The sequence below is a fragment of the Aurantiacibacter gilvus genome (assembly GCF_038289935.1).
Classification (GTDB): Bacteria; Pseudomonadota; Alphaproteobacteria; order Sphingomonadales; family Sphingomonadaceae; genus Alteraurantiacibacter; species Alteraurantiacibacter gilvus.
The window spans coordinates 1,396,622-1,417,098 of the sequence record NZ_JBBYHV010000001.1; the positions used below are offsets into that span (position 1 = coordinate 1,396,622).

General features: G+C 63.6%; 18 protein-coding genes and 2 tRNA genes. 19 read left to right on the forward strand and 1 reads right to left on the reverse strand.

Going from position 1 to position 20,477, the window contains the following annotated elements:
• Nucleotides 1-34: 34 nt before the first annotated feature.
• The 7 genes from miaA (at nucleotide 35) to leuA (ending at nucleotide 7,851) form a co-directional block, all read left to right on the forward strand.
• Entirely contained in the window at nucleotides 35-982 is a 948-nt protein-coding gene (miaA, locus tag AAEO60_RS06880) for a tRNA (adenosine(37)-N6)-dimethylallyltransferase MiaA (RefSeq protein WP_341673555.1), read from the forward strand.
• Nucleotides 983-1,125: 143 nt separating this feature from the next.
• Entirely contained in the window at nucleotides 1,126-2,868 is a 1,743-nt protein-coding gene (gene ilvB / locus AAEO60_RS06885) for a biosynthetic-type acetolactate synthase large subunit (RefSeq protein WP_341672913.1), read from the forward strand.
• Complete coding sequence (gene ilvN, locus AAEO60_RS06890; RefSeq protein ID WP_341672914.1) at nucleotides 2,868-3,383, forward strand: acetolactate synthase small subunit; 516 nt, start codon at nucleotides 2,868-2,870, stop codon at nucleotides 3,381-3,383. The genes ilvB and ilvN overlap by 1 nt, the downstream gene beginning before the upstream one ends.
• 113 nt (nucleotides 3,384-3,496) lie before the next feature.
• Nucleotides 3,497-4,516, forward strand: coding sequence for a ketol-acid reductoisomerase (gene ilvC / locus AAEO60_RS06895; RefSeq protein WP_341672915.1), 1,020 nt, complete (start codon nucleotides 3,497-3,499; stop codon nucleotides 4,514-4,516).
• A gap of 19 nt (nucleotides 4,517-4,535) precedes the next feature.
• Nucleotides 4,536-5,135, forward strand: a complete 600-nt coding sequence (locus AAEO60_RS06900; protein WP_341672916.1) for a DUF4329 domain-containing protein — start codon at nucleotides 4,536-4,538, stop codon at nucleotides 5,133-5,135.
• Nucleotides 5,136-5,239: 104 nt separating this feature from the next.
• Nucleotides 5,240-5,890: a YceI family protein gene (locus tag AAEO60_RS06905; protein WP_341672917.1), complete on the forward strand. Its 651-nt coding sequence runs from the start codon at nucleotides 5,240-5,242 to the stop codon at nucleotides 5,888-5,890.
• A 263-nt stretch (nucleotides 5,891-6,153) separates the two neighbouring features.
• A complete protein-coding gene (leuA, locus tag AAEO60_RS06910) occupies nucleotides 6,154-7,851 on the forward strand; it encodes a 2-isopropylmalate synthase (protein ID WP_341672918.1) in 1,698 nt (565 codons plus the stop codon).
• 140 nt (nucleotides 7,852-7,991) lie between these two features.
• Here leuA and AAEO60_RS06915 read toward each other — a convergent pair whose 3' ends face one another.
• Complete coding sequence (locus tag AAEO60_RS06915) at nucleotides 7,992-8,750, reverse strand: hypothetical protein (RefSeq protein WP_341672919.1); 759 nt, start codon at nucleotides 8,748-8,750, stop codon at nucleotides 7,992-7,994.
• Nucleotides 8,751-8,948: 198 nt separating this feature from the next.
• Here AAEO60_RS06915 and recJ point away from each other — a divergent pair, with 198 nt between their 5' ends.
• The 12 genes from recJ to AAEO60_RS06975 all read left to right on the forward strand — a co-directional run bounded on the left by recJ (nucleotide 8,949) and on the right by AAEO60_RS06975 (nucleotide 20,406).
• Nucleotides 8,949-10,730, forward strand: coding sequence for a single-stranded-DNA-specific exonuclease RecJ (gene recJ, locus AAEO60_RS06920; RefSeq protein WP_341672920.1), 1,782 nt, complete (start codon nucleotides 8,949-8,951; stop codon nucleotides 10,728-10,730).
• Between the two features lie 81 nt (nucleotides 10,731-10,811).
• A tRNA-Glu gene (locus AAEO60_RS06925) sits at nucleotides 10,812-10,886 on the forward strand.
• A gap of 56 nt (nucleotides 10,887-10,942) precedes the next feature.
• Nucleotides 10,943-11,017, forward strand: a tRNA-Glu gene (locus tag AAEO60_RS06930).
• A gap of 80 nt (nucleotides 11,018-11,097) precedes the next feature.
• Nucleotides 11,098-12,279: an ATP-binding protein gene (locus tag AAEO60_RS06935; protein ID WP_341672921.1), complete on the forward strand. Its 1,182-nt coding sequence runs from the start codon at nucleotides 11,098-11,100 to the stop codon at nucleotides 12,277-12,279.
• Between the two features lie 117 nt (nucleotides 12,280-12,396).
• Nucleotides 12,397-13,803, forward strand: coding sequence for an OprO/OprP family phosphate-selective porin (locus AAEO60_RS06940; RefSeq protein WP_341672922.1), 1,407 nt, complete (start codon nucleotides 12,397-12,399; stop codon nucleotides 13,801-13,803).
• 123 nt (nucleotides 13,804-13,926) lie between these two features.
• Nucleotides 13,927-14,970, forward strand: coding sequence for a substrate-binding domain-containing protein (locus AAEO60_RS06945; protein WP_341672923.1), 1,044 nt, complete (start codon nucleotides 13,927-13,929; stop codon nucleotides 14,968-14,970).
• 18 nt (nucleotides 14,971-14,988) lie between these two features.
• Nucleotides 14,989-16,374: a phosphate ABC transporter permease subunit PstC gene (gene pstC / locus AAEO60_RS06950; protein WP_341672924.1), complete on the forward strand. Its 1,386-nt coding sequence runs from the start codon at nucleotides 14,989-14,991 to the stop codon at nucleotides 16,372-16,374.
• Nucleotides 16,367-17,626: a phosphate ABC transporter permease PstA gene (gene pstA, locus AAEO60_RS06955; protein ID WP_341672925.1), complete on the forward strand. Its 1,260-nt coding sequence runs from the start codon at nucleotides 16,367-16,369 to the stop codon at nucleotides 17,624-17,626. The genes pstC and pstA overlap by 8 nt, the downstream gene beginning before the upstream one ends.
• Before the next feature lie 101 nt (nucleotides 17,627-17,727).
• Nucleotides 17,728-18,474 carry a phosphate ABC transporter ATP-binding protein PstB gene (pstB, locus tag AAEO60_RS06960; RefSeq protein WP_341673556.1) on the forward strand — a complete coding sequence of 249 codons (747 nt, stop codon included), beginning with the start codon at nucleotides 17,728-17,730 and terminating at the stop codon, nucleotides 18,472-18,474.
• On the forward strand, nucleotides 18,474-19,142 hold the full coding sequence (gene phoU / locus AAEO60_RS06965) for a phosphate signaling complex protein PhoU (protein ID WP_341672926.1): 669 nt from the start codon (nucleotides 18,474-18,476) through the stop codon (nucleotides 19,140-19,142). The genes pstB and phoU overlap by 1 nt, the downstream gene beginning before the upstream one ends.
• A 109-nt stretch (nucleotides 19,143-19,251) precedes the next feature.
• Nucleotides 19,252-19,941, forward strand: a complete 690-nt coding sequence (gene phoB / locus AAEO60_RS06970) for a phosphate regulon transcriptional regulator PhoB (protein ID WP_341672927.1) — start codon at nucleotides 19,252-19,254, stop codon at nucleotides 19,939-19,941.
• Nucleotides 19,942-20,163: 222 nt separating this feature from the next.
• A complete protein-coding gene (locus tag AAEO60_RS06975) occupies nucleotides 20,164-20,406 on the forward strand; it encodes a hypothetical protein (protein WP_341672928.1) in 243 nt (80 codons plus the stop codon).
• Nucleotides 20,407-20,477: the final 71 nt, after the last annotated feature.

The window sequence follows — 20,477 nt, forward strand, 5'->3', positions numbered from 1 at the left end:
TTCCAGCGAGGCCGGGTCTGCTATCAGCCGGACGATGAGCAAGTCTGCAACTCCTGTTCTGAAACCGGTGGCGCTCATTGCAGGGCCGACCGCCAGCGGCAAGAGCGATCTCGCGGTGCGGCTCGCTTTGGCGCTGCGAGAAGCTGGCCGCGAAAGCGTGGTGATCAATGCCGACAGCGCGCAGGTCTATGCCGACCTGCAGGTGCTCAGCGCCCGCCCGAGCGAAGAGGAGATGGGCGGCATACGGCACCGCCTGTTCGGGACATGGGACGGCGCAGAAGCCTGCTCGGCAGTCGACTGGGCCGCTGCCGCCAAACACGAGATTGCCGAGGCGCATGCCGCGGGACAGGTACCCATCCTCGTGGGCGGGACCGGCCTCTATATCCGCACCCTGCTGGAAGGCATTGCCCCGGTTCCCGAAATCGACGCCGAGGTCCGCGAAGCGGTGCGCGCCATGCCGGTCGAGCAAGCCTATGCCGCCCTGCAGGCCGAAGACCCGGTGCGCGCCGCCATGCTCAAGCCAGCAGACAGCCAGCGGATCGCCCGCGCGCTGGAGGTGATCCGTTCGACAGGGCGCACGCTCGGGGACTGGCAGCAGCACAAGGAAGGCGGAATCGCGGACAGCATCACCCTCGCCCCGCTGGTGATCCTGCCGGACCGCGACTGGCTCAATGCCCGCTGCGACAAACGCTTCGCGCAGATGATGGACAATGGCGCGGTGGAAGAAGTCGAGGCACTGCTGGCGCGCTGCCTTCCTGACACCTTGCCCGTCATGCGCGCCATCGGCGTGCCGCAGGTCGCCGCGATCCTGCGCGGCGAATGGACGCGCGCGGAAGCAGTCGAAGCGGGACAACTGGCCACGCGGCAATATGCCAAGCGGCAATATACCTGGCTGCGCAACCAGTTGCCGGCGGAGTGGCCGCGCAGGGAGCCTGAAAATATCCAAATTCGACCTCAATTTGATATATTATTCTCAAATTAGCGGTTGACAGGTTATATTCTGTCTCATATTGCGCCCTCGGTGAGATGAGGAGATGGGAGCCCGGCGCAAGCGATTGCGTCGGGCTGTCTTTTTCCCCAGAGGCACCGGAAATTTGCGTAGGCAGGTAGTTTTAGGAGGACGAAGTGTCGGAAGAACGCAGCGGCGCTGCGATACTGGTCGAAAGCCTGGTGCGGCAGGGTGTCGAATTCGTATTCGGCTATCCCGGCGGTGCCGTGCTGCCCATTTACGACGAACTCTTCTCCGACGAGCGGATCCGCCACATTCTCGTGCGGCACGAGGCTGGCGCAGCGCACGCGGCGGAAGGCTATGCCCGCTCCACCGGCAAGCCCGGCGTGGTGCTGGTTACCTCCGGCCCCGGCGCGACCAATGCCATCACCGGCATCGCCGACGCCTTCCTCGATTCCATTCCCATGGTGGTCATCACCGGCCAGGTGCCGACCAACCTGATCGGCACCGACGCCTTCCAGGAAGCTGACACGGTGGGCCTGACGCGCCACTGTTCGAAGCACAATTACCTGGTGAAGGACCCGGAAGAGCTCGCCGCGACCATCGAGGAAGCCTTCGAGATCGCTTCCTCCGGTCGTCCCGGCCCGGTCGTGGTCGACATTCCCAAGAACGTCCAGATCGCCACGGCCACTCTGCCCGAAGGCGCGGCCAACCGGCGCAAGCGCTACCATCCGCGCATGGTTGGCGCGGCCGACGAGATCGCCGAGGCGATCGAGATGATCGCCCATGCCGAGCGCCCGATTTTCTACACCGGCGGCGGGGTGATCAACGCGGGACCGCAGGCGAGCGAACTGCTCCGCCAGTTCCAGCAGATGACTGGCGCACCGCTGACTTCGACGTTGATGGGCCTCGGCTCCTTCCCGTCCGATCACCCGGACTGGCTGGGCATGCTGGGCATGCACGGCACCTACGAAGCCAACATGGCGATGAACCAGTGTGACGTGATGGTGTGCATCGGCGCGCGTTTCGATGACCGGGTGACCGGCCGGCTCGACGCCTTCGCGCCCGGTTCGAAAAAGATCCACATCGATATCGACCGATCGTCGATCAACAAGATCGTACCGGTTGACCTCGGCATCGTCGGTGACTGCGGCAGCGTGCTGGAACAGCTGATCGCCTGCTGGGGTGATCGCAAGAGTGCGGACCTTGGCGAGTGGAAGGCGCGCATCGCCGGGTGGCGCGCGCGCGACAGCCTCGCCTATCCCGACCGCAGCGAATCGCTGATGCCGCAAAAGGCAGTCGAAACGCTTTTCGCCATGACCCGCGAGCGCTCGCCCATCATCACCACCGAAGTCGGGCAGCACCAGATGTGGGCGGCGCAGTACTTCGGCTTCTTCAGTCCCAACCGCTGGCTGACCAGCGGCGGGCTCGGTACCATGGGCTACGGCCTACCCGCCGCCATCGGTGCGCAACTGGGCAACCCGGACGACCTGGTGATCGACATTGCCGGTGAAGCCTCGATCCAAATGAACATCCAGGAACTCGGCACGGCGAGCCAGTACCGCCTGCCGGTCAAGGTGTTCATCCTCAACAACGAATACATGGGCATGGTCCGCCAGTGGCAGGAACTGACCTATGAGAGCCGCTATTCGAATAGCTATTCGGACAGCCTGCCAGACTTCGTGAAGGTCGCCGAGGCCTATGGCTGGAAAGGCATCCGTATCCACGATGAAAGCGAGCTTGAAGACGGCATCCGCGCCATGCTGGAGCATGATGGCCCCGTCATGGTCGATTGCCAGGTGTCCAAGGACGCCAATTGCTTCCCTATGATCCCCTCGGGAGCTGCGCATACCGAGATGCTGCTCTATGGCGACATGGTTGGCGGCACGATGGACGACGAAGCGAAGGCCCTCGTGTGATGAAGATCCAGCATCGCCACCACGAACGTCACGTTCTGACCGTGATCGTCGACAACGAACCCGGCATCCTGGCCAAGATCACCGGCCTGTTTACCGCGCGCGGCTACAACATCGACAGCCTGACCGTGGCCGATATCTCGGAAGACCATGCCGTCAGTCGCATCACTATCGTCACGGGTGGCCCGCCGCCGGTGATCGACCAGATCATGGCCCAGCTGGACCGGCTGGTGCCCGTCCATCGCGTGGTCGACCTTTCCGAGGAAGGCCCGCATGTCGAGCGCGAACTGGCGCTGGTGAAGGTAAAGGGCACGGGCGAGCACCGCGTCGAGGCCTTGCGCATCGCCGACGTGTTCCGCGCCAGCGTAGTCGACACCACCACAGAAAGTTTCGTGTTCGAACTGACCGGTGCGTCCGACAAGATCGACAATTTCGTCGCCTTGATGCGTGGCCTTGGCCTGGTCGAAGTCGGCCGTTCGGGCGTCGTCGGAATGATGCGCGGCAGCGAGGGGTCTTGACCACCGGATAGGAATTTTTCGTGGCCCCCGATATGCGCGGGGACTACGGTCACACCACGATTTGCAACATGAGAGCGCCCCAGCGGTACCGACGGGGCTCAAGAGGGATTGAAATGAAAGTTTACTACGACGCCGATGCCGACCTGAACCTGATCACCGACAAGAAGATTGTCGTGCTCGGCTATGGCAGCCAGGGCCACGCCCACGCACAGAACCTGCGCGATTCGGGCGTGAAGAACGTCGCCATCGCCCTGCGCGAAGGCTCGGCCACGGCGAAGAAGGCCGAAGCTGCCGGTTTCGAGGTGTTGAGCAACAAGCAGGCAGCCGAACAGGCCGATATCCTCATGATCCTCGCGCCCGACGAACACCAGGCCGCGATCTGGGAGAACGACCTCAAGGGCAACATGAAGAAGGGTGCCGCCCTCGCCTTCGCCCACGGCCTCAACATCCACTTCGGCCTGATCGAAGCGCCCGACGATATCGACGTCATCATGATCGCGCCCAAGGGCCCCGGCCATACCGTGCGCAGCGAATACCAGCGCGGCGGCGGCGTGCCTTGCCTGATCGCCGTCCACCAGGATGCCAGCGGTAACGCCCACGATATCGCCCTCGCCTATGCATCGGGTGTCGGCGGCGGTCGTTCGGGCGTGATCGAGACCAACTTCCGCGAAGAATGCGAGACAGACCTGTTCGGCGAGCAGGCCGTGCTCTGCGGCGGCATCACCCACCTGATCCAAGCCGGTTTCGAAACGCTGACCGAAGCCGGTTACGCGCCGGAAATGGCCTATTTCGAGTGCCTGCACGAGACCAAGCTGATCGTCGACCTGCTCTACGAAGGCGGCATCGCCAACATGCGCTACTCGATCAGCAACACCGCCGAATACGGCGACATCACCACCGGTCCGCGCATCATCACCGATGAAACGAAGGCCGAAATGAAGCGTGTGCTCGACGACATCCAGTCGGGCCGTTTCGTGAAGAACTTCGTGCTCGACAACCGCGCCGGCCAGCCCGAGCTGAAGGCTGCCCGCAAGCGCGCCGAAGCGCACCCGATCGAACAGACCGGTGCCAAGCTGCGCGCCATGATGCCGTGGATCAGCGCCAACAAGCTGGTGGACAAGGAAAAGAACTAGGGCAAAACTGGCGGCCATCATGCCCGGTGGCCGCCCGACCCTGATCCTGTTTGTCATTTGCGGCCTCGCATGGGGCGCCATCGTGCTGCACCGCGTGTCGGATACGCTGGGCAGCGTCGTGACCGAGGCCAGTGTCCCGCAAGCCGAGGTGCAGGAATTTGCCCGCGCCCGGCTGGCGGAGATGCAGCAGCAATCCTTCGACCACGATATCGAGCTCTGCGGCCTCGTGGCCGAGAACAGCGCTGGCGAGTTGGTCGCACGCACCACGCGGGTGGGTGACGAGGCCAGTTGCGATGCGGCCTATTTCGATGTGCACAGCCTGTTGCCCCGGGCAACCATGCACACCCACGCGGCCTTCAATCCCGATTACGACAGCGAAGTGCCCTCCACCATCGACGTACAAGGCGACATGACGAGCGGCATCGATGGCTATGTTTCGACACCGGGTGGGCGGTTCTGGCACGTCGACGGCCGCGCCGGCATCGCGCGGCAGGTTTGCGGCGAAGGCTGCCTGCCGCAGGACAGCGACTACGATCCATGTGACGCTCTGCCTCCGCAGCGCGAATACACCTTGCAGGGCTTGCGGGAACGCGAGCGCTCGGTCTGGACCGGGTGCTAGCCGCCAGCCCGGCACCACCTTTCGGACGGGTAGCGCAACAGTGGTGGACATTGTCAACCTACCCCGCCATTCTGCAATCCAACCAATCCACTGGGAGAATATACATGCGTAAGACGATTCTGGCCGTCGCGGCTGCTTCTGCAATTGCCACCGTCGGCATCACCGGGCTCAATGCCCAGGCTGGCCCGGAAGCCGAAGGCATGGATGCCAGCACGGTTGCTTCGGGCACCTATTCGACCGATCCGAACCACTCGCTGGTCGGCTGGCGCCTCGATCACCTCGGCTTCAACGACTACTTCGGCATCTTCGGCGACGTCACCGGCACCCTGGTGCTGGATACGGACAACATCGCCAATTCCTCCGTCGACGTGATGATCCCGCTGAACAACCCGACGGTTGCCAGCGCCGGCTTGCGCGACCACCTGCTGCGCCCGGGCGGCGAAGGCACCAACCCCGACTTCTTCGGCCCCGAGCCGGAAGCTGCCCACTTCGTGTCGACTGCCGTCCACCAGACCGGCGAAGATACCGCGCACATCATGGGTGACCTCACCTTCAACGGCGTTACCAAGCCGGTGACGATCGAGGCCGAACTGTCGGGCATGGGTACCAACATGATGAGTCAGAAGCCTACCGTCGGCTTCCACGGCACCACGACGATCAACCGTTCGGAATGGGATTTCGGCTGGGGCATCCCCTTCGGCATTGGTGACGAGGTCGAACTGGACATCACCGTCGCCTTCGAACTGCAGGAATAACTGCCTGTCACACGAGAGCGGGCGCAGCGCCAAAATGGCCTGCGCCCGTTTTCATGTCTGGACCTATTAACCAATCGTCCCTAAGTATCTTCGCATGACGCAGGCCTACAGCCTACTCCTGCTGCGACTTACACGCCCTTAGGCGTGCCATTTTCCCTGCGCGTTCGGCAGGGACCACTCCTAAGGGCTGATCCACCACAAGGTTGATAAATCCGCGCCGGGCCTTGCCGTGCGCGTCGAAGTTGCAAAAGGCTGTTTTCGAAATGCCCATGTTGTCCGATCCCTCGGCCAAGTACCGCCCGTTCCCGCAGGTCAACTTGCCTGACCGGCAGTGGCCCTCGCGCACCATCACCGCCCCGCCCCGCTGGCTCAGCACCGACCTGCGCGACGGCAACCAGTCGATCATCGATCCGATGGATCGCGCCAAGAAGACCCGCTTCTTCGACCTGCTGGTGGAAGTCGGCGTGAAGGAAATCGAAGTCGGCTTCCCCGCGGCGGGCCAGACCGAATTCGATTTCATCTCCTGGCTGGTACAGTCCGAACGCGTTCCCGAGGACGTGGTGGTGCAGGTGCTCACCCAGTCGCGCGAAGACCTGATCAAGCGCAGCTTCGAAAGCCTCGAAGGCGCGCACTCGGCCATCGTCCACCTCTACAACGCCGTCAGCCCGGCCTGGCGCGACATCGTCTTTCGCATGAGCAAGGACGAGGTGAAGCAGATCGCCATCAACGGCGCGCAGCTGCTGGTGGACGAGGCCGCCAAGCGTCCCGACACCAAGTGGCAGTTCGAATATTCTCCCGAGACCTTCTCGACGGCGGAACTCGATTTCAGTCTCGAGGTTTGCGAAGCGGTGATGCAGGTGGTCGGTCCGACCAAGGACTGGCCGATCATCCTCAACCTGCCCGCCACGGTGGAGGCGGCAACGCCCAACATCTACGCCGACCAGATCGAATATTTCTGCCGCAACCTGCCCAACCGCGAGGCGGCAGTGATCTCGCTGCACACGCACAATGACCGTGGCACTGGCGTCGCTGCGGCCGAACTCGGCCTGATGGCGGGTGCGGACCGCGTCGAAGGCTGCCTGTTCGGCAACGGCGAGCGCACCGGCAACTGCTGCCTCGTGACCGTCGCACTCAACATGTACACGCAGGGCGTCGATCCGGGCCTCGATTTCTCCGACATCGACAAGGTGATCGAGACGGTCGAATACTGCAACGAACTGCCGGTCCACCAGCGCCACCCCTACGGCGGCGAACTGGTGTTCACGGCCTTCTCCGGCAGCCACCAGGACGCCATCAAGAAGGGCTTCGAAGCCCACGAGAAACAGAACGACCAGCAGTGGAAGGTGCCATACCTGCCCATCGACCCGGCAGACCTTGGCCGCGACTACGAAGCGGTGATCCGCGTCAACTCGCAGTCCGGCAAGGGCGGCTTTGCCTGGGTGCTGCAGCAGGACCAGGGCCTGAAGCTGCCCAAGAAGTTGCAGGCAGACTTCTCCAAGCACGTGCAGTTCATGGCCGACAGCCAGGGTCGCGAGCTCAACGCCGCCGATATCTGGGAGTGCTTCAAGCAGACCTATTACCTCAAGGTGGAGAAGCGTCGCTTCCGCCTGGTCGACTATGAAGAGCGCCGCGCGAACGATGGCTCACGCGTCTTCGCGGGCACCATCGAAGTTGACGGCGTGCCGCAGCAGGTCTCCGGCCGCGGCAAGGGCCTGATCTCCTCGGTGCTGGCGACAATCCGCGAGACCTACGGCCTCGATTTCGAAGTGGTCGACTATTCGGAACATGCGCTCGGCGGCGGTGTCGATGCGCGCGCGGCAGCCTACATCGAATGGTCACTGCCCGATGGCCGCTCCGGCTGGGGCGTGGGGATCGACGAGGACGTGGCGACGGCCAGCGTCCGGGCGATCCTGTCAGCCGCCAACGGTGCCGCGCACGGCGCCGGCACCCAGCGGTTCTGACACCGGCTGGGGTGCCGGCGCGGTAGCAGCCCGGATCTGGTCCGCCATGGCGTTCAGCTGCAATCGACTGCGCCCGACGTCCAATAGGCGTCGGCGCGACTGACGCGCACAAACCGAGCTTGCCCAAGCCGCTGCGATTGTCAGCGCGCGACCCTTCGCACATCGACAATCGCGCCGTTGCCGTTCCCTTCGATGCGCAAGGTCTCGCCCGAAGGTCCGGTGAATTCGAGCGGTTCGATTACGCGCCCATTCTCCACCAGCCAGCTGAGCAATCGCAGGGCGATCTTGGCACCTTCAGCGCGATCGGCAGCGACAACCGGATCAAGGCGCAGTTCCTGCCCGGTGAACAGGCTCAGCCCCTCGCTGACAAGCCCGCCTTCGGGAGTTGTGACAAGCGCCGAAAGGCCGAGGCCGGGGAAGGCCCCGCCTTCGATCCAGCGCAATACGCCGCGCCGGAAGTAATCGGCGTCGCTCATTGCCCGGGCCGGATGCCAGGCTACGGCGTCGACCCCCTCCAGTTCGGCCAGGTGCGCGGCGATCATCGCCATTGTGCGCACCACAGGAAACATGGCGCCGCCGGCAGCCAGGTGCGGGCCAGGTGTAATCAGTACCGCCTGGTGCCTGGCGATACTGGTCGCACCTGACAGGCCGAAAGTGTGGATCGTTCCGGGGACGTCGATCGGCGCTTGCGGCGCGAGACCAGCAAGATCGAAGCTCAGGCCATTGGCAAGCAGTTCCAGCCAGCCTTCCTCCACGCCGCCATCGGCGGCCGGGTCGAGGCTTATGGAGAATTGCCCCGCCTTGCGGGCCAGCGCGCGGATATCCGCCGCGCGAGGTCGTTTTCCGGGCGCAAACAGCAGCGAAACTGCTGAAGCAAAGTCCTGGTCTTCAAGGCGCAATGCACTGGCGATAGGCCTTGTCCCCTATGGTCCGTCGAGAGCTTTCTCTGACGGCAAAGACATTTAAGGTCTAGTCCTAGCACAAATATGCATATTCGGCGCCCCGTGAAGTCGCCCGATTACTTGCAACACTCCGCATCTGTCGAGAGCCATGTCTCTCCAGTTGGAGGAGGTGCGCAAAAGCGCTAGGTCACGACAATGGCAACCCGGTCTTCAGTCTTGGGCGTGGAACAGTCGCTGAGCGGCAAGGCCTGGCAATGGCGCGGCGGCAATATGCAGCTGGAAGGCGGCATTCATTCGCTGACCGAAGACATAGCCACCCAGCTGCTGCTGTCGCGCGGCGTCGAACCGGACGACCTCGATCGCCACCGCCAGCCCAGCCTGCGCGGTTTCCTCCCCGATCCGTCGCAGTTCAATGACATGGATCGCGCCGCCGAACGCATCGCAGAGGCCGTGCTGACGCGCGAGACGATCACGATTTATGGCGACTACGATGTCGATGGAGCCACCAGTTCGGCGCTGATGATTCGCCTGATCCGCATGCTCGGGCATGACGCGCGGCACTATATCCCGGACCGCCTGCTGGAAGGCTACGGCCCCAGCGGCGAGGCCTTGCTGAAGATAGGCAAGCAAGGCTCCAGCCTGATCGTCACGGTCGATTGCGGCGCCATGGCGCACGAGGCTTTGGGAATGGCGCACGACGCGGGGATCGACGTGATCGTGGTGGACCACCACAAATGTTCGCCCGAGCTGCCGCGCACCTATGCCCTGGTGAACCCCAACCGGCTCGACGAGAACGACCTCGCCGCTGCGCACGGTCACCTGGCAGCCGTCGGCGTAGCTTTCCTGCTGGCCGTGGCCGTGGTGCGCACCCTGCGTGAGCGTGGCTATTTTGCTGATCGCAAGGAGCCCGACCTGCTCTCGCTGCTCGACCTGGTGGCACTGGGCACCGTGGCTGACGTGGCCGCCATTCGCGGGCTCAACCGCGCTTTCGTGGCGCAGGGCCTGAAGGTCATGGCCAAGCGCGAAAACACCGGCATGGCCGCGCTGATCGACGCCAGCCGCCTCAAGGCCGCCCCCAAGTGCAGCGATTGCGGCTTTGCCCTGGGTCCGCGCATCAATGCTGGCGGACGCGTAGGCGAAGCGACGCTCGGCGTGCGCCTGCTCACCACCGAAGACCCCGACGAAGCACGCGAGATCGCGGCACAGCTGTCCTCCCTCAACGAGGACCGCCGCGCCATCGAGGCCGCTGTGCAGGAAGAGGCCGAAGCGCAGCTGGACGCCCAGCACAACCGCTCGGTAATCTGCCTTTCCGGAAAGGGCTGGCATCCCGGCGTGATCGGTATCGTCGCCGGACGCATCAAGGAAAAGTCGGGCAAGCCGAGCCTCGTCATCGCGCTCGATTCGGGAACTGGGCAAGGAAAGGGTTCGGGCCGCTCCATCGCAGGCGTCGACCTTGGCGCTGCCATCATCGCCGCGCGCGAGGCGGGCCTGCTGGTCGCAGGCGGTGGCCATGCCATGGCCGCCGGGCTTACCGTGGAAGCGGGCAAACTCGATGCCATGGCAGAATGGCTCGATGACCGGCTGGCCAGCGCCGTTGCCAAGGCCAGCGCATCGCAGACCATGCTGCTCGACCTCGCCGTGGCTCCCGGCGGGCTGACGCCCGAACTGGTCGAAACGCTGGAAGCCGCCGGCCCCTATGGTGTCGGCTGGCCGGGTCCGCGAATCGCCGTGGGACCGGTGCACCTGGTGAAGGCCGACATTGTCGGTACCGACCACTTGCGCCTGATCGCGGCCGGACAGGACGGCCGCAGCCTCAAGGCCATCGCCTTCCGCGCGGCTGACAGCGCAATGGGCCAGTCGATCCTCCACGGCGCCAAGGGCCGCCGCCTGTGGCTGGCAGGGCGCGCAAAAATCGACGATTGGGGCGCTCGCCCCGCGGCCGAATTGCATCTGGAAGATGCTGCCTGGGCCGACTGATTACAGGCAGGGCAATAATATGCCAAATGTGGGCTTGACCGATTGCACGCACACCCCTAATTGCGCCGCTCCATCGCGCGTGGCCCCTTCGTCTAGCGGTTAGGACGCGGCCCTTTCACGGCTGAAACACGGGTTCGATTCCCGTAGGGGTCACCAGCGATGGATTTGCCTTCCACATGAATGGCACATTGCCCGGTCGGGCGACCGGCAACGGCCCCTTCGTCTAGCGGTCAGGACGCGGCCCTCTCACGGCTGAAACACGGGTTCGATTCCCGTAGGGGTCACCAAACCGACAATCCGGAAACGAGCGTGGATGTTTCGGCCGGCGAGGTAGAAACCGTCACAATTCTGGCGCATGAGCATTGGCATGAAGGGCATCAAGGCTCCCGTCGCCGCAATCGTGCTGGCCATTATCTGCGGCGTGGTCCTGTTGCTTTCAGGCTCCAGCGTCGGACCCGTGGCGGCCATGGTGGTCGTCTGGATCCTGTCGTTCTGGCTGGTCGAACCCGCTCCCCCCGAACGGCGCGCCGACACCAGCGAAGGCGTACAGCTGACGCGCAGCGGCATGCGCGACCTCATCGAACATTCGGGCCTGCCCATGCTGATGCTGGATCACAACCGCATCATCGTGGCCAATGCCAATGCCCGCGAGGCCATTGGCGGCCATATCCTGGGGCAGGATGCCCGTGTGGCCTTGCGCCATCCGGCAGCTGTCGACCTGCTGTCGCGCCCGGGCGGCGGCAGCGTTACCGTGCAGGGCCTGACGGGGCCGCGCAGCAACTGGCAACTCACCTGCCAGCCACTCGACGAGCGCTATTCACTGATCGAACTGATCAACCGCACATCCGAAGCCGATGTCAGCCGTGCCCATACCGACTTCGTCGCCAATGCCAGCCACGAGCTGCGCACTCCCCTCGCCTCGATCATCGGCTACATGGAAACGCTGGCAGAGGAAGGGGAAGACGTCGATCCCAAGCACGCCAGCCGGTTCTATTCCACCGTTCTGCGCGAAGCACGCCGGTTGCAGAACCTGGTCGACGACCTGATGTCGTTGAGCCGCGTTGAAGCGGAGAAGCATGACCAGCCGCGCGAACCGGTGGAGCTGGAACCGCTGGTGCGGCAGGCTGCACGCGACGGCGCCGGCCATGAACGCTTCGAGCGGGTGAACTTCTCCTTCGACGACGGACCGCTGGTTGTACGCGGCGATCACAAGCAGCTTGAACAGCTGGTTCGCAACCTCGTCGACAATGCATTGAAGTACGGCGGAGAAGGTCCCGTCGACGTCTCGCTAGCCAAGGGCCAGCGGGACATGGTGGTGTTTACCGTGCGCGATCATGGCGAAGGCATCGGGCCCGAGCACCTGCCGCACCTGACGCGGCGCTTCTATCGCACCGATCCGGGGCGCAGCCGCGCTGCCGGAGGCACCGGACTTGGCCTCGCCATCGTCAAGCACATTGTCGAACGGCACCGCGGGCGGCTGGATATCGACAGCAAGCTGGGCGAAGGCACGACCGTCACCGTGCGCATCCCGCTCCTGATCGACAACTGAGACTTCTCCACAAGTTGTCCACCCGCGAACAGCCTGCACAGGCGGGTTGTAACAATAGCGTCACATTGTGGTCATAGCTGGCGCACATCGCAGCCACATAAGTGAAACAGAATTGTCATGAAGAAACTGCTCGCACCCGCCCTCCTGGCCGCCACGGCGCTCACGCCGGGTACTGTTTTTGCTCAGGAAACCGCGCAGGACTCCATGTCCGGCGTGATGGAAGAGCTCGCCGCCATGCGCGCCGAGATCGCCCGCCTGAACCAGCGAGTCGCGGAGCTGGAAGCCGACCAGGCCCAGAGCGCAGCCGACATGGTCGCGCTTGAGGCACAAGCCGCAGCCGCCCAGGCGCAGACCGAAGCCGCGATCGCCGCGATCCCCACACCGATGGTGACGGCCCCCAACGGAACCGAGATTTCGTGGGCCGGCGCCCCCGAGATCGAAGGGCCGGGTGGCTGGTCGTTCAAGCCGCGCGGCCGCCTCAACATAGACGCGGGCTTTATCAGCGCGCCGGATTCGACCGGCCGCGATGACGGTTTCAACAGCGAGATGCGCCGTGCCCGCCTCGGCGTCGAAGGCGATATCCCGGGCGGTTTCGGCTACAAGTTCGAAATCGACTTCGCCGGCAATGACGTCGATGTGACCGATGCCCTGCTGAGCTACGAGCACGGCGCGCTCACCGTGAACGTAGGCCAGCGCAACAATTTCCAGTCGCTGGAAGAGCTGACCTCCAGCCGCTTCTCCTCCTTCATCGAACGTGCCGCTTTCACCGATGCCTTCGGCTTCGAACGCCGCCTGGGTGTTGCTGTCGAGTTGGAACCGACCGATTCGGTGCTGATCCAGGCCGGTGTCTTCACCGATAACATCGGCGACCTGCCGGGCGAATCCACCAGCGTCGACGGTCGCATCGTATTCATGCCCGAACTGGGCGACGCCCAGCTGCACCTTGGTGCGTCGGTCCACTTCACCGACCTGGCCGAAGGCGATACCGTCCGCTATCGCCAGCGCCCGCTGGTGCACTTCACCGGCGAACGCTTCATCAATACCGGCAACCTCCCCGCCACCAGCGAATTCGGTGCCGGCGTGGAAGCTGGCGTCGTGGTCGGCCCGTTCCACGCGGTTGCCGAAGGCTTCTGGCAGAGCCCCAGCATGGTTGGTGCCATGCCGGACCCGACCTTCTTCGGCGGCTATGTCGAAGCCGGCATGTTCCTGACCGAAGGCGACAGTCGCGGCTATCGCGGCGGCACCTGGAACCGCACGCGCCCGGCCAACCCGGTCGGTGAAGGCGGCATGGGCGCGGTGCAGGTCAACGTTCGCTACGACTACCTCGACCTCAGCGATGCCGGCATTATCGGCGGCACGCAGAACGGCTACATGGCCAGCCTCGTCTGGGTACCCACCGACTACACCCGCTTCCTGGTCAACTATGCCCGCCTCGAATACGACGACGCGGTGCATGCGGCGGCAGGCGGTGACCTGGACTACTCGGTCGATGTCATCGGCATCCGCGCCCAGGTCGATTTCTGATTACGCAATCTGACGGCCTTCCGGACTTATCTGACACCGGGACACGCTTTGGACCCTAGCTTGTCGTAAAGCCGTCACACAGTTTACCTAGCGGTCTGGCATCCGAACCAAATGAGGATCAACATGAACAAGACTTTCCGTACCGCCACCGTGACGCTCGGCGTCGCGCTGCTTGCCGCTTGCGGCAACAGCGGCAGCAACACCTCCGCCCCCGATGCCATCAGCGTGGTCGGTTCCTCCACCGTCTTCCCCTTCGCCACGCGCGTTGCAGAAAGCTTTGCCCGCAACACCGGCATGCCTTCGCCGATCATCGAATCGACCGGCACCGGCGGCGGCATGCAGCTGTTCTGCAGCGGCGACGGCGCCAACACCCCCTCGGTGGCCAATGCCTCGCGCCGGATGAAGGCCAGCGAGTTCGAAACCTGCCAAGCCAACGGCGTGACCGAAGTCACCGAAATCCAGGTCGGCATGGACGGCATTGCCTTTGCCAGCGCCAATGGCGGTATCGACTTCGATATCACCCCGGAAATCATGTACCGCGCCATTGCTGCCAACCCCTATGGCGAAGAGCAGACCGCATCGAGCTGGAGCGACCTCGACCCGTCGCTGCCCAACAAGCCGATCCTGGTCTACGGCCCGCCGGCCACTTCCGGCACGCGTGACGCGCTGGTCGAACTGGTGCTGATGCCGGGCTGCGAAGCCAATGAAAGCATGGCCGCCATCGAGGAAGAAAGCGAAGAGCGATTCGAAGCAATCTGCACCGAAGTCCGCACCGACGGTGCCTATGTCGAGCAGGGCGAGCAGGACAACCTGATCGTGCAGAAAATCGAAGGCAATGCCGACGCCATCGGCGTGTTCGGCTACTCCTACCTCGAAGAAAACCTCGACCGTATCCACGGCATGACCGTGAACGGCGTGGAACCGACCTACGAAAATATCTCCAGCTTCAACTACATCGGCGCCCGTCCGCTGTTCATCTATGTGAAGAACGCGCATCTCGACGCCATCCCCGGCCTGCGTGAATTCGTGGGCGAATGGGCAGCAAACTGGGGAGCAGCAGGTCCGTTGACCGAAGTCGGTCTTGTGCCGAACCCGGAAGACGTTATGGCCCGCAGCAACAATGCAGCGACTGCCTTCACGCCGCTGACCGCCGCCGACTTCGAATAGGAGCCGTAAACCGCCGCCATGTCTGCCAGCACCCTGCTCCTTCTCGTCCTGGGACTCGGTCTGGCCGGCTGGCTGGTCGCCCGGTCGCGCGCCACAATGTTCCGGCGCGCGGCCAGCGACAACCGGATTGCCTCATTGCCCAATTACCACGGCTGGTACGCCGCGCTGTGGATTGCCGCTCCGGCGTTGCTGTTTGCCATCGTCTGGGCTGCGGTCTCCGATTCGCTGGTATTGCAGAGCGTGTTGGCAGATCCGGCTGCGGCTGACCTGCCGCCTTTCGGCCTGCAGCGCGAGACGATCCTGTCCCAGGCACAGGCGGTTGCGAGCGGCGCTGCCCAGACGGTGACCAACCCGGCAGCCAATGCCCTGGTCGAACCGTTCCGCCGGGCGAGCAGCTTTTACGGTATCATCGGTGTCGTGGTCACCCTGCTGCTCGCTGGCACGGGCGCGGCTATCGCGTTCCTGCGCCTGAAGCCCGATTTCCGTGCCCGCAACCGGGTGGAGAAAGCCGTTCTCGGCGGACTGCTGGTCGCCTCGCTGGTAGCCATCCTCACCACGGTGGGCATCATCGCCAGCCTGGTGTTCGAGACCATCCGCTTCTTCGGCATGGTCAATCCCATCGACTTCCTGACCGGCACCAACTGGGCGCCGAACCCGATGACGGACGATTCCAATCCGGACCCGGCCCGCTACGGTGCCGTGCCGCTGTTCTGGGGCACCTTCTTCATCGGCGTGGTGATCGCCATGCTCGTCGCCATCCCGCTGGGGATGATGAGCGCGATCTACCTCAACCAGTATGCCGCGCCGCGCGTGCGCACCTGGCTGAAACCCGCGCTCGAAGTGCTCGCCGGTGTGCCGACCGTGGTCTACGGCTACTTCGCCGCGCTAACCATTGCCCCTGCCATTCGCGACATTGCCATCGCCCTGGGGGTGCAGAACCCGTCCAGCGAAAGTGCACTGGCTGCGGGCCTCGTGATGGGCGTGATGATCATTCCCTTCGTCTCTTCGATGGCCGACGATTCGATCGCTGCCGTACCGCAGGCGATGAAGGACGGCTCGCTGGCGCTCGGCGCAACGCAGAACGAGACGATCAAGCGGGTGCTGGTGCCTGCCGCCCTGCCCGGAATCGTCGCCGGCATCATGCTGGCCATCAGCCGCGCGATCGGTGAAACCATGATCGTTGTCATGGCCGCCAGCGCCACCGCGCGCCTGTCTGCCAATCCATTGGAGGCGATGACCACGGTCACTTACCAGATCGTCGCCAACCTTACTGGCGAGGCCAGCACCGATTCCGCTGCCACCCTGGCCGCCTTCGCGCTGGGCTTCGTGCTGTTCCTCGTCACGCTGGCGCTGAATGTCATCGCCCTGCGCGTCGTCAAGAGATTCCGTGAAGCTTATGAGTGACCAGGCCGAAACCATGCGCCCGACGCGCACGCCCGCATTCGAGGCCCGCCTCAAGAAGCGCTACGCGTCCGAGCGTCGCTTCAAGGTGCTGGGCCTTGGCGCAATCCTGTTCTCGGTGGCGGTGCTGGTATTCCTGCTGATCAACATGACGGTGAGCGGCCTTGGCGGCTTCCAGCGCACCGAGCTCGCCGTGCCGGTGGACTTCACCCAGGCGGGCCTGACCGTGCCTGCCAACCCGGTGGATGAGCGCGAAGTGGTGCAGGCCCTGCAACGGCAAGGCCTGCCCGAAGTCATTTCCTTCAGCGCCGAACAGGCACTGGGTGAGGAAGGCGCAGCACACGTCAACAACGAGGCATGGCGTCTCGTCGGCCAGCAGATAGCGACCGATCCTTCAATGCTTAGCCAGCGCGTGGAGCTGTGGCTGCCGACGTCGGAGAACCTCGCAAGTGCCTATGCCGGCGATGGCAACGCCGAATTGCAGCCGTTGGCACAACAGCTTGCTGACCAAGGCTTGCTGGAAGACCGGTTCGACTTTGGTTTCCTCCAGCGTGCCGATGCCACCGATCCGCAGCTGGTGGGTATCTGGGGCGCGCTCAAGGGCTCGATCCTGACGATGATCGTTACCCTTGCCCTGGCTTTCCCGATTGGCGTGCTCGCGGCGCTCTACCTCGAGGAATACGCCCCCAAGAACCGCTGGACCGACCTGATCGAGGTGTCGATCAACAACCTGGCGGCCGTGCCGTCGATCATCTTCGGCCTGCTGGGCCTCGCCGTTTTCCTGGCGATCTTCCCCGGTTATCGCTCTGCCCCATTGATCGGCGGCATGACGCTGGCACTGATGACCATGCCGGTAATCGTGATCGCCGGGCGCAACGCGATCAAGGCCGTGCCGCCATCGATCCGCGACGGTGCGCTCGCCATCGGTGCTTCGCCGATCCAGGTGGTGTTCCACCATGTCCTGCCGCTGGCACTGCCCGGCATCCTCACCGGCACGATCATCGGCATGGCGCGCGCACTGGGCGAGACGGCCCCGCTGCTGCTGATCGGCATGCGCGCTTTCGTGGCGACACCGCCCGAGGATTTCACTTCCAACGCCACGGTGCTGCCGATGCAGATCTTCCTGTGGTCCGACGAAATCGACCGTGGCTTCGTCGAACGCACCAGCGCGGCGATTATCGTGCTATTGGTATTCCTGTTGCTGATGAATGGCCTCGCCATCTATCTGCGCAACCGCTTTGAAAAGAGATGGTAATGAGCGATTCCGAAACCCAGACTGTCGATGCGGGAGTGGCGCTGTCCAACCCGTCGGGCAAGTCGCTCGAACACGAGACCATCGATGTCGGCGAGCCGAAGATGCGCGCCCGCGATGTCGACGTGTTCTACAGCGACAAGAAGGCCATCGACAGCGTTTCGATCGACATTCATACCGAATTCGTGACCGCCTTCATCGGCCCTTCGGGCTGCGGCAAGTCGACCTTCCTGCGCGCGCTGAACCGCATGAACGACACCATCCCTTCGGCCAGGGTGACCGGCTGCATCGAACTGGACGGCGAGGATATCTACGCCAGCGGCATGGATGTGGTGCAGCTGCGTGCCCGCGTCGGCATGGTGTTCCAGAAGCCCAACCCGTTCCCCAAGTCGATCTACGAGAACATTGCCTACGGCCCCCGGATACACGGCTTGGTCGAGAGCAAGACTGACATCGACGAGATCGTCGAAAAGAGCCTGCGCCGTGCCGGGCTGTGGGAAGAAGTGAAGGATCGACTCGAAGATTCGGGCACGGCCCTGTCAGGCGGCCAGCAGCAGCGCCTGTGTATCGCCCGCGCCATCGCCGTGGAGCCGGAAGTCATCCTGATGGACGAACCCTGCTCGGCGCTCGATCCCATCGCCACGGCCAAGATCGAGGAACTGATCGACGAACTGCGCGGCCGTTATGGTATCGTGATCGTCACCCACTCGATGCAGCAGGCTGCGCGCGTCTCGCAACGCACGGCCTTTTTCCACCTTGGCAGCATGGTAGAATACGGACTTACCTCAGACATTTTCACCAATCCGCGTAAGAAGCGCACGCAGGATTACATCACCGGAAGGTATGGCTAATGGCCGAACATACAGTCAAAGCCTTTGATGAAGACATCACCCGTCTGCGCGGCCTGATCGCCGAGATGGGCGGCCTTGCCGAAGTCGCGATCCAGCAATCGCTCGACGCCCTTGTGCGTGGCGACAAGGAACTGGCCGCAGAGGTCGTCGAACGCGACGCCAAGCTCGATGCGCTCGAAACCGAAGTCGACGCCATGGCCGTGCGCGTGCTCGCCCTGCGCGCGCCGATGGCCGACGACCTGCGCGAAATCGTCGCGGCGCTGAAGATCGGCGGCGTGGTGGAGCGCATCGGCGACTATGCCAAGAACATCGCCAAGCGTGTTGGCCGGATCGAGGGCCGCAGCCGCTTCGAACCGCTGACCCTGCTTCCAGCCATGGGCGAACTTGCAGCGGAGATGGTGCACGACGTGCTCACCGCCTATGCCGCGCGCGATCCCATCGTGGCACGCGAAGTCATCGAGCGTGACGACAAGGTCGATGCCTTCTACGACAGCATTTTCCGCAACCTCGTCAGCCACATGGTGGAGAATCCTGCCACCATTTCGAGTGCAGCCCAGCTGCTGTTCGTAGCCCGCAACCTGGAGCGGATCGGCGACCATGCGACCAATGTTGCCGAGATGGTCCACTACGCTGCGACCGGCACCTATCCGAACGATATCGAACGCTGAGCGGAACGGGTGATTCCGAGGCCGGGGTTGCAACAATTCTGACACATGAGTGAAATATTGGCTGGGTCACGGCGCGGATTCGCGCGCCTTTGCCAAAGGTACAAATTTCATGTCGACGCCCAAGCTGCTCCTTGTCGAGGACGATATCGCCCTGGCCGAACTGCTCGAATACCGGTTCGAGAACGAAGGCTACGATGTCCGCATAACGGCGGACGGGGACGAGGCCCTGATGATGGCGGCGGAGGACGCGCCGGACCTGGTAATCCTCGACTGGATGATCGAAGGCACCAGCGGCATCGAGGTCTGTCGCCGCCTGCGCCGCGACAAGGCGACCGCGCACGTCCCCATCATCATGCTGACCGCGCGCGAGGCCGAGGACGACCGGGTTCGCGGGCTGGAAACCGGTGCTGACGACTACCTCACCAAGCCTTTCTCCCCGCGCGAACTGCTGGCCCGCGTTGCCGCCGTTCTGCGCCGCGTGCGCCCTGCCCTTGCCGGCGAAACGATCGAAGCCGGCGACATGAAGCTGGATCCCGTCGCTCACCGGGTCGAACGCCGGGGACGCCAGCTGCAGATCGGCCCGACCGAATATCGGCTGATCAAGTTCTTCATGGAGCATCCGCGCCGGGTATTCTCACGCGGACAACTGCTTGACGCGGTCTGGGGTACGGGCAGCGAAATCGAGGAGCGCACGGTAGACGTGCATATCCGCCGTTTGCGCAAGGCCATCGCTATCGAGAACGCCCGCGATCCCATCCGTACGGTGCGCTCGGCGGGTTATGCGCTGGAGCCGGTCTAGGTCGCAGCAGCGATTTGTGCTGCAATGCACCAAAATTTTGTTTATTGACCACTTGCGGTGAAAAGCGCGGAAATCCGGCGATTTTCTTGTGATCGAAATGCAACGACTCATCGCAAAGTGCGCTCGCTTTGGAACAATTTTACCCTTTTGCGCTTCACTTAATGACGCACGTGCGTTAAACCCGTCGCAAGTAAACAAGCCTCCGAAAATTCGAGGAATATGATGAAAAAGATTATTGCAAGCTCCATTGCCGCCGCCCTGATCGCCGGTACGACCGTATCTGCCGCTGCCGACACTTCGTTGGAACGTGCTGCTGCGCCGACCACCCAGGGTGAGCAGTTGGGCAGTGACGAAGATGGTGGCGCAGGCGCGATCCTGATCGTGCTGCTGGGCGCTGCTGCAGCAGCTGCTGTCGTGGTCCTCATTGAAGACGACCAGGACGAACCTTTGCCGACCAGCCCGTAACAGGCTGATCACTACCAATACCTAGACCCCCGCTTCGGCGGGGGTTTTCGTTTGTCTGACGCAGATCTTTC

Bases quoted from the DNA above. Each gene is read 5' to 3' on its own strand.
- miaA (WP_341673555.1), top strand. From the start codon at position 35: ATGAGCAAGTCTGCAACTCCTGTTCTGAAACCGGTGGCGCTCATTGCA.
- ilvN (WP_341672914.1), top strand. From the start codon at position 2,868: ATGAAGATCCAGCATCGCCACCACGAACGTCACGTTCTGACCGTGATC.
- ilvC (WP_341672915.1), top strand. From the start codon at position 3,497: ATGAAAGTTTACTACGACGCCGATGCCGACCTGAACCTGATCACCGAC.
- AAEO60_RS06900 (WP_341672916.1), top strand. From the start codon at position 4,536: ATGCCCGGTGGCCGCCCGACCCTGATCCTGTTTGTCATTTGCGGCCTC.
- AAEO60_RS06905 (WP_341672917.1), top strand. From the start codon at position 5,240: ATGCGTAAGACGATTCTGGCCGTCGCGGCTGCTTCTGCAATTGCCACC.
- leuA (WP_341672918.1), top strand. From the start codon at position 6,154: ATGCCCATGTTGTCCGATCCCTCGGCCAAGTACCGCCCGTTCCCGCAG.
- recJ (WP_341672920.1), top strand. From the start codon at position 8,949: ATGGCAACCCGGTCTTCAGTCTTGGGCGTGGAACAGTCGCTGAGCGGC.
- AAEO60_RS06935 (WP_341672921.1), top strand. From the start codon at position 11,098: ATGAAGGGCATCAAGGCTCCCGTCGCCGCAATCGTGCTGGCCATTATC.
- AAEO60_RS06940 (WP_341672922.1), top strand. From the start codon at position 12,397: ATGAAGAAACTGCTCGCACCCGCCCTCCTGGCCGCCACGGCGCTCACG.
- AAEO60_RS06945 (WP_341672923.1), top strand. From the start codon at position 13,927: ATGAACAAGACTTTCCGTACCGCCACCGTGACGCTCGGCGTCGCGCTG.
- pstC (WP_341672924.1), top strand. From the start codon at position 14,989: ATGTCTGCCAGCACCCTGCTCCTTCTCGTCCTGGGACTCGGTCTGGCC.
- pstA (WP_341672925.1), top strand. From the start codon at position 16,367: ATGAGTGACCAGGCCGAAACCATGCGCCCGACGCGCACGCCCGCATTC.
- pstB (WP_341673556.1), top strand. From the start codon at position 17,728: ATGCGCGCCCGCGATGTCGACGTGTTCTACAGCGACAAGAAGGCCATC.
- phoU (WP_341672926.1), top strand. From the start codon at position 18,474: ATGGCCGAACATACAGTCAAAGCCTTTGATGAAGACATCACCCGTCTG.
- phoB (WP_341672927.1), top strand. From the start codon at position 19,252: ATGTCGACGCCCAAGCTGCTCCTTGTCGAGGACGATATCGCCCTGGCC.
- AAEO60_RS06975 (WP_341672928.1), top strand. From the start codon at position 20,164: ATGAAAAAGATTATTGCAAGCTCCATTGCCGCCGCCCTGATCGCCGGT.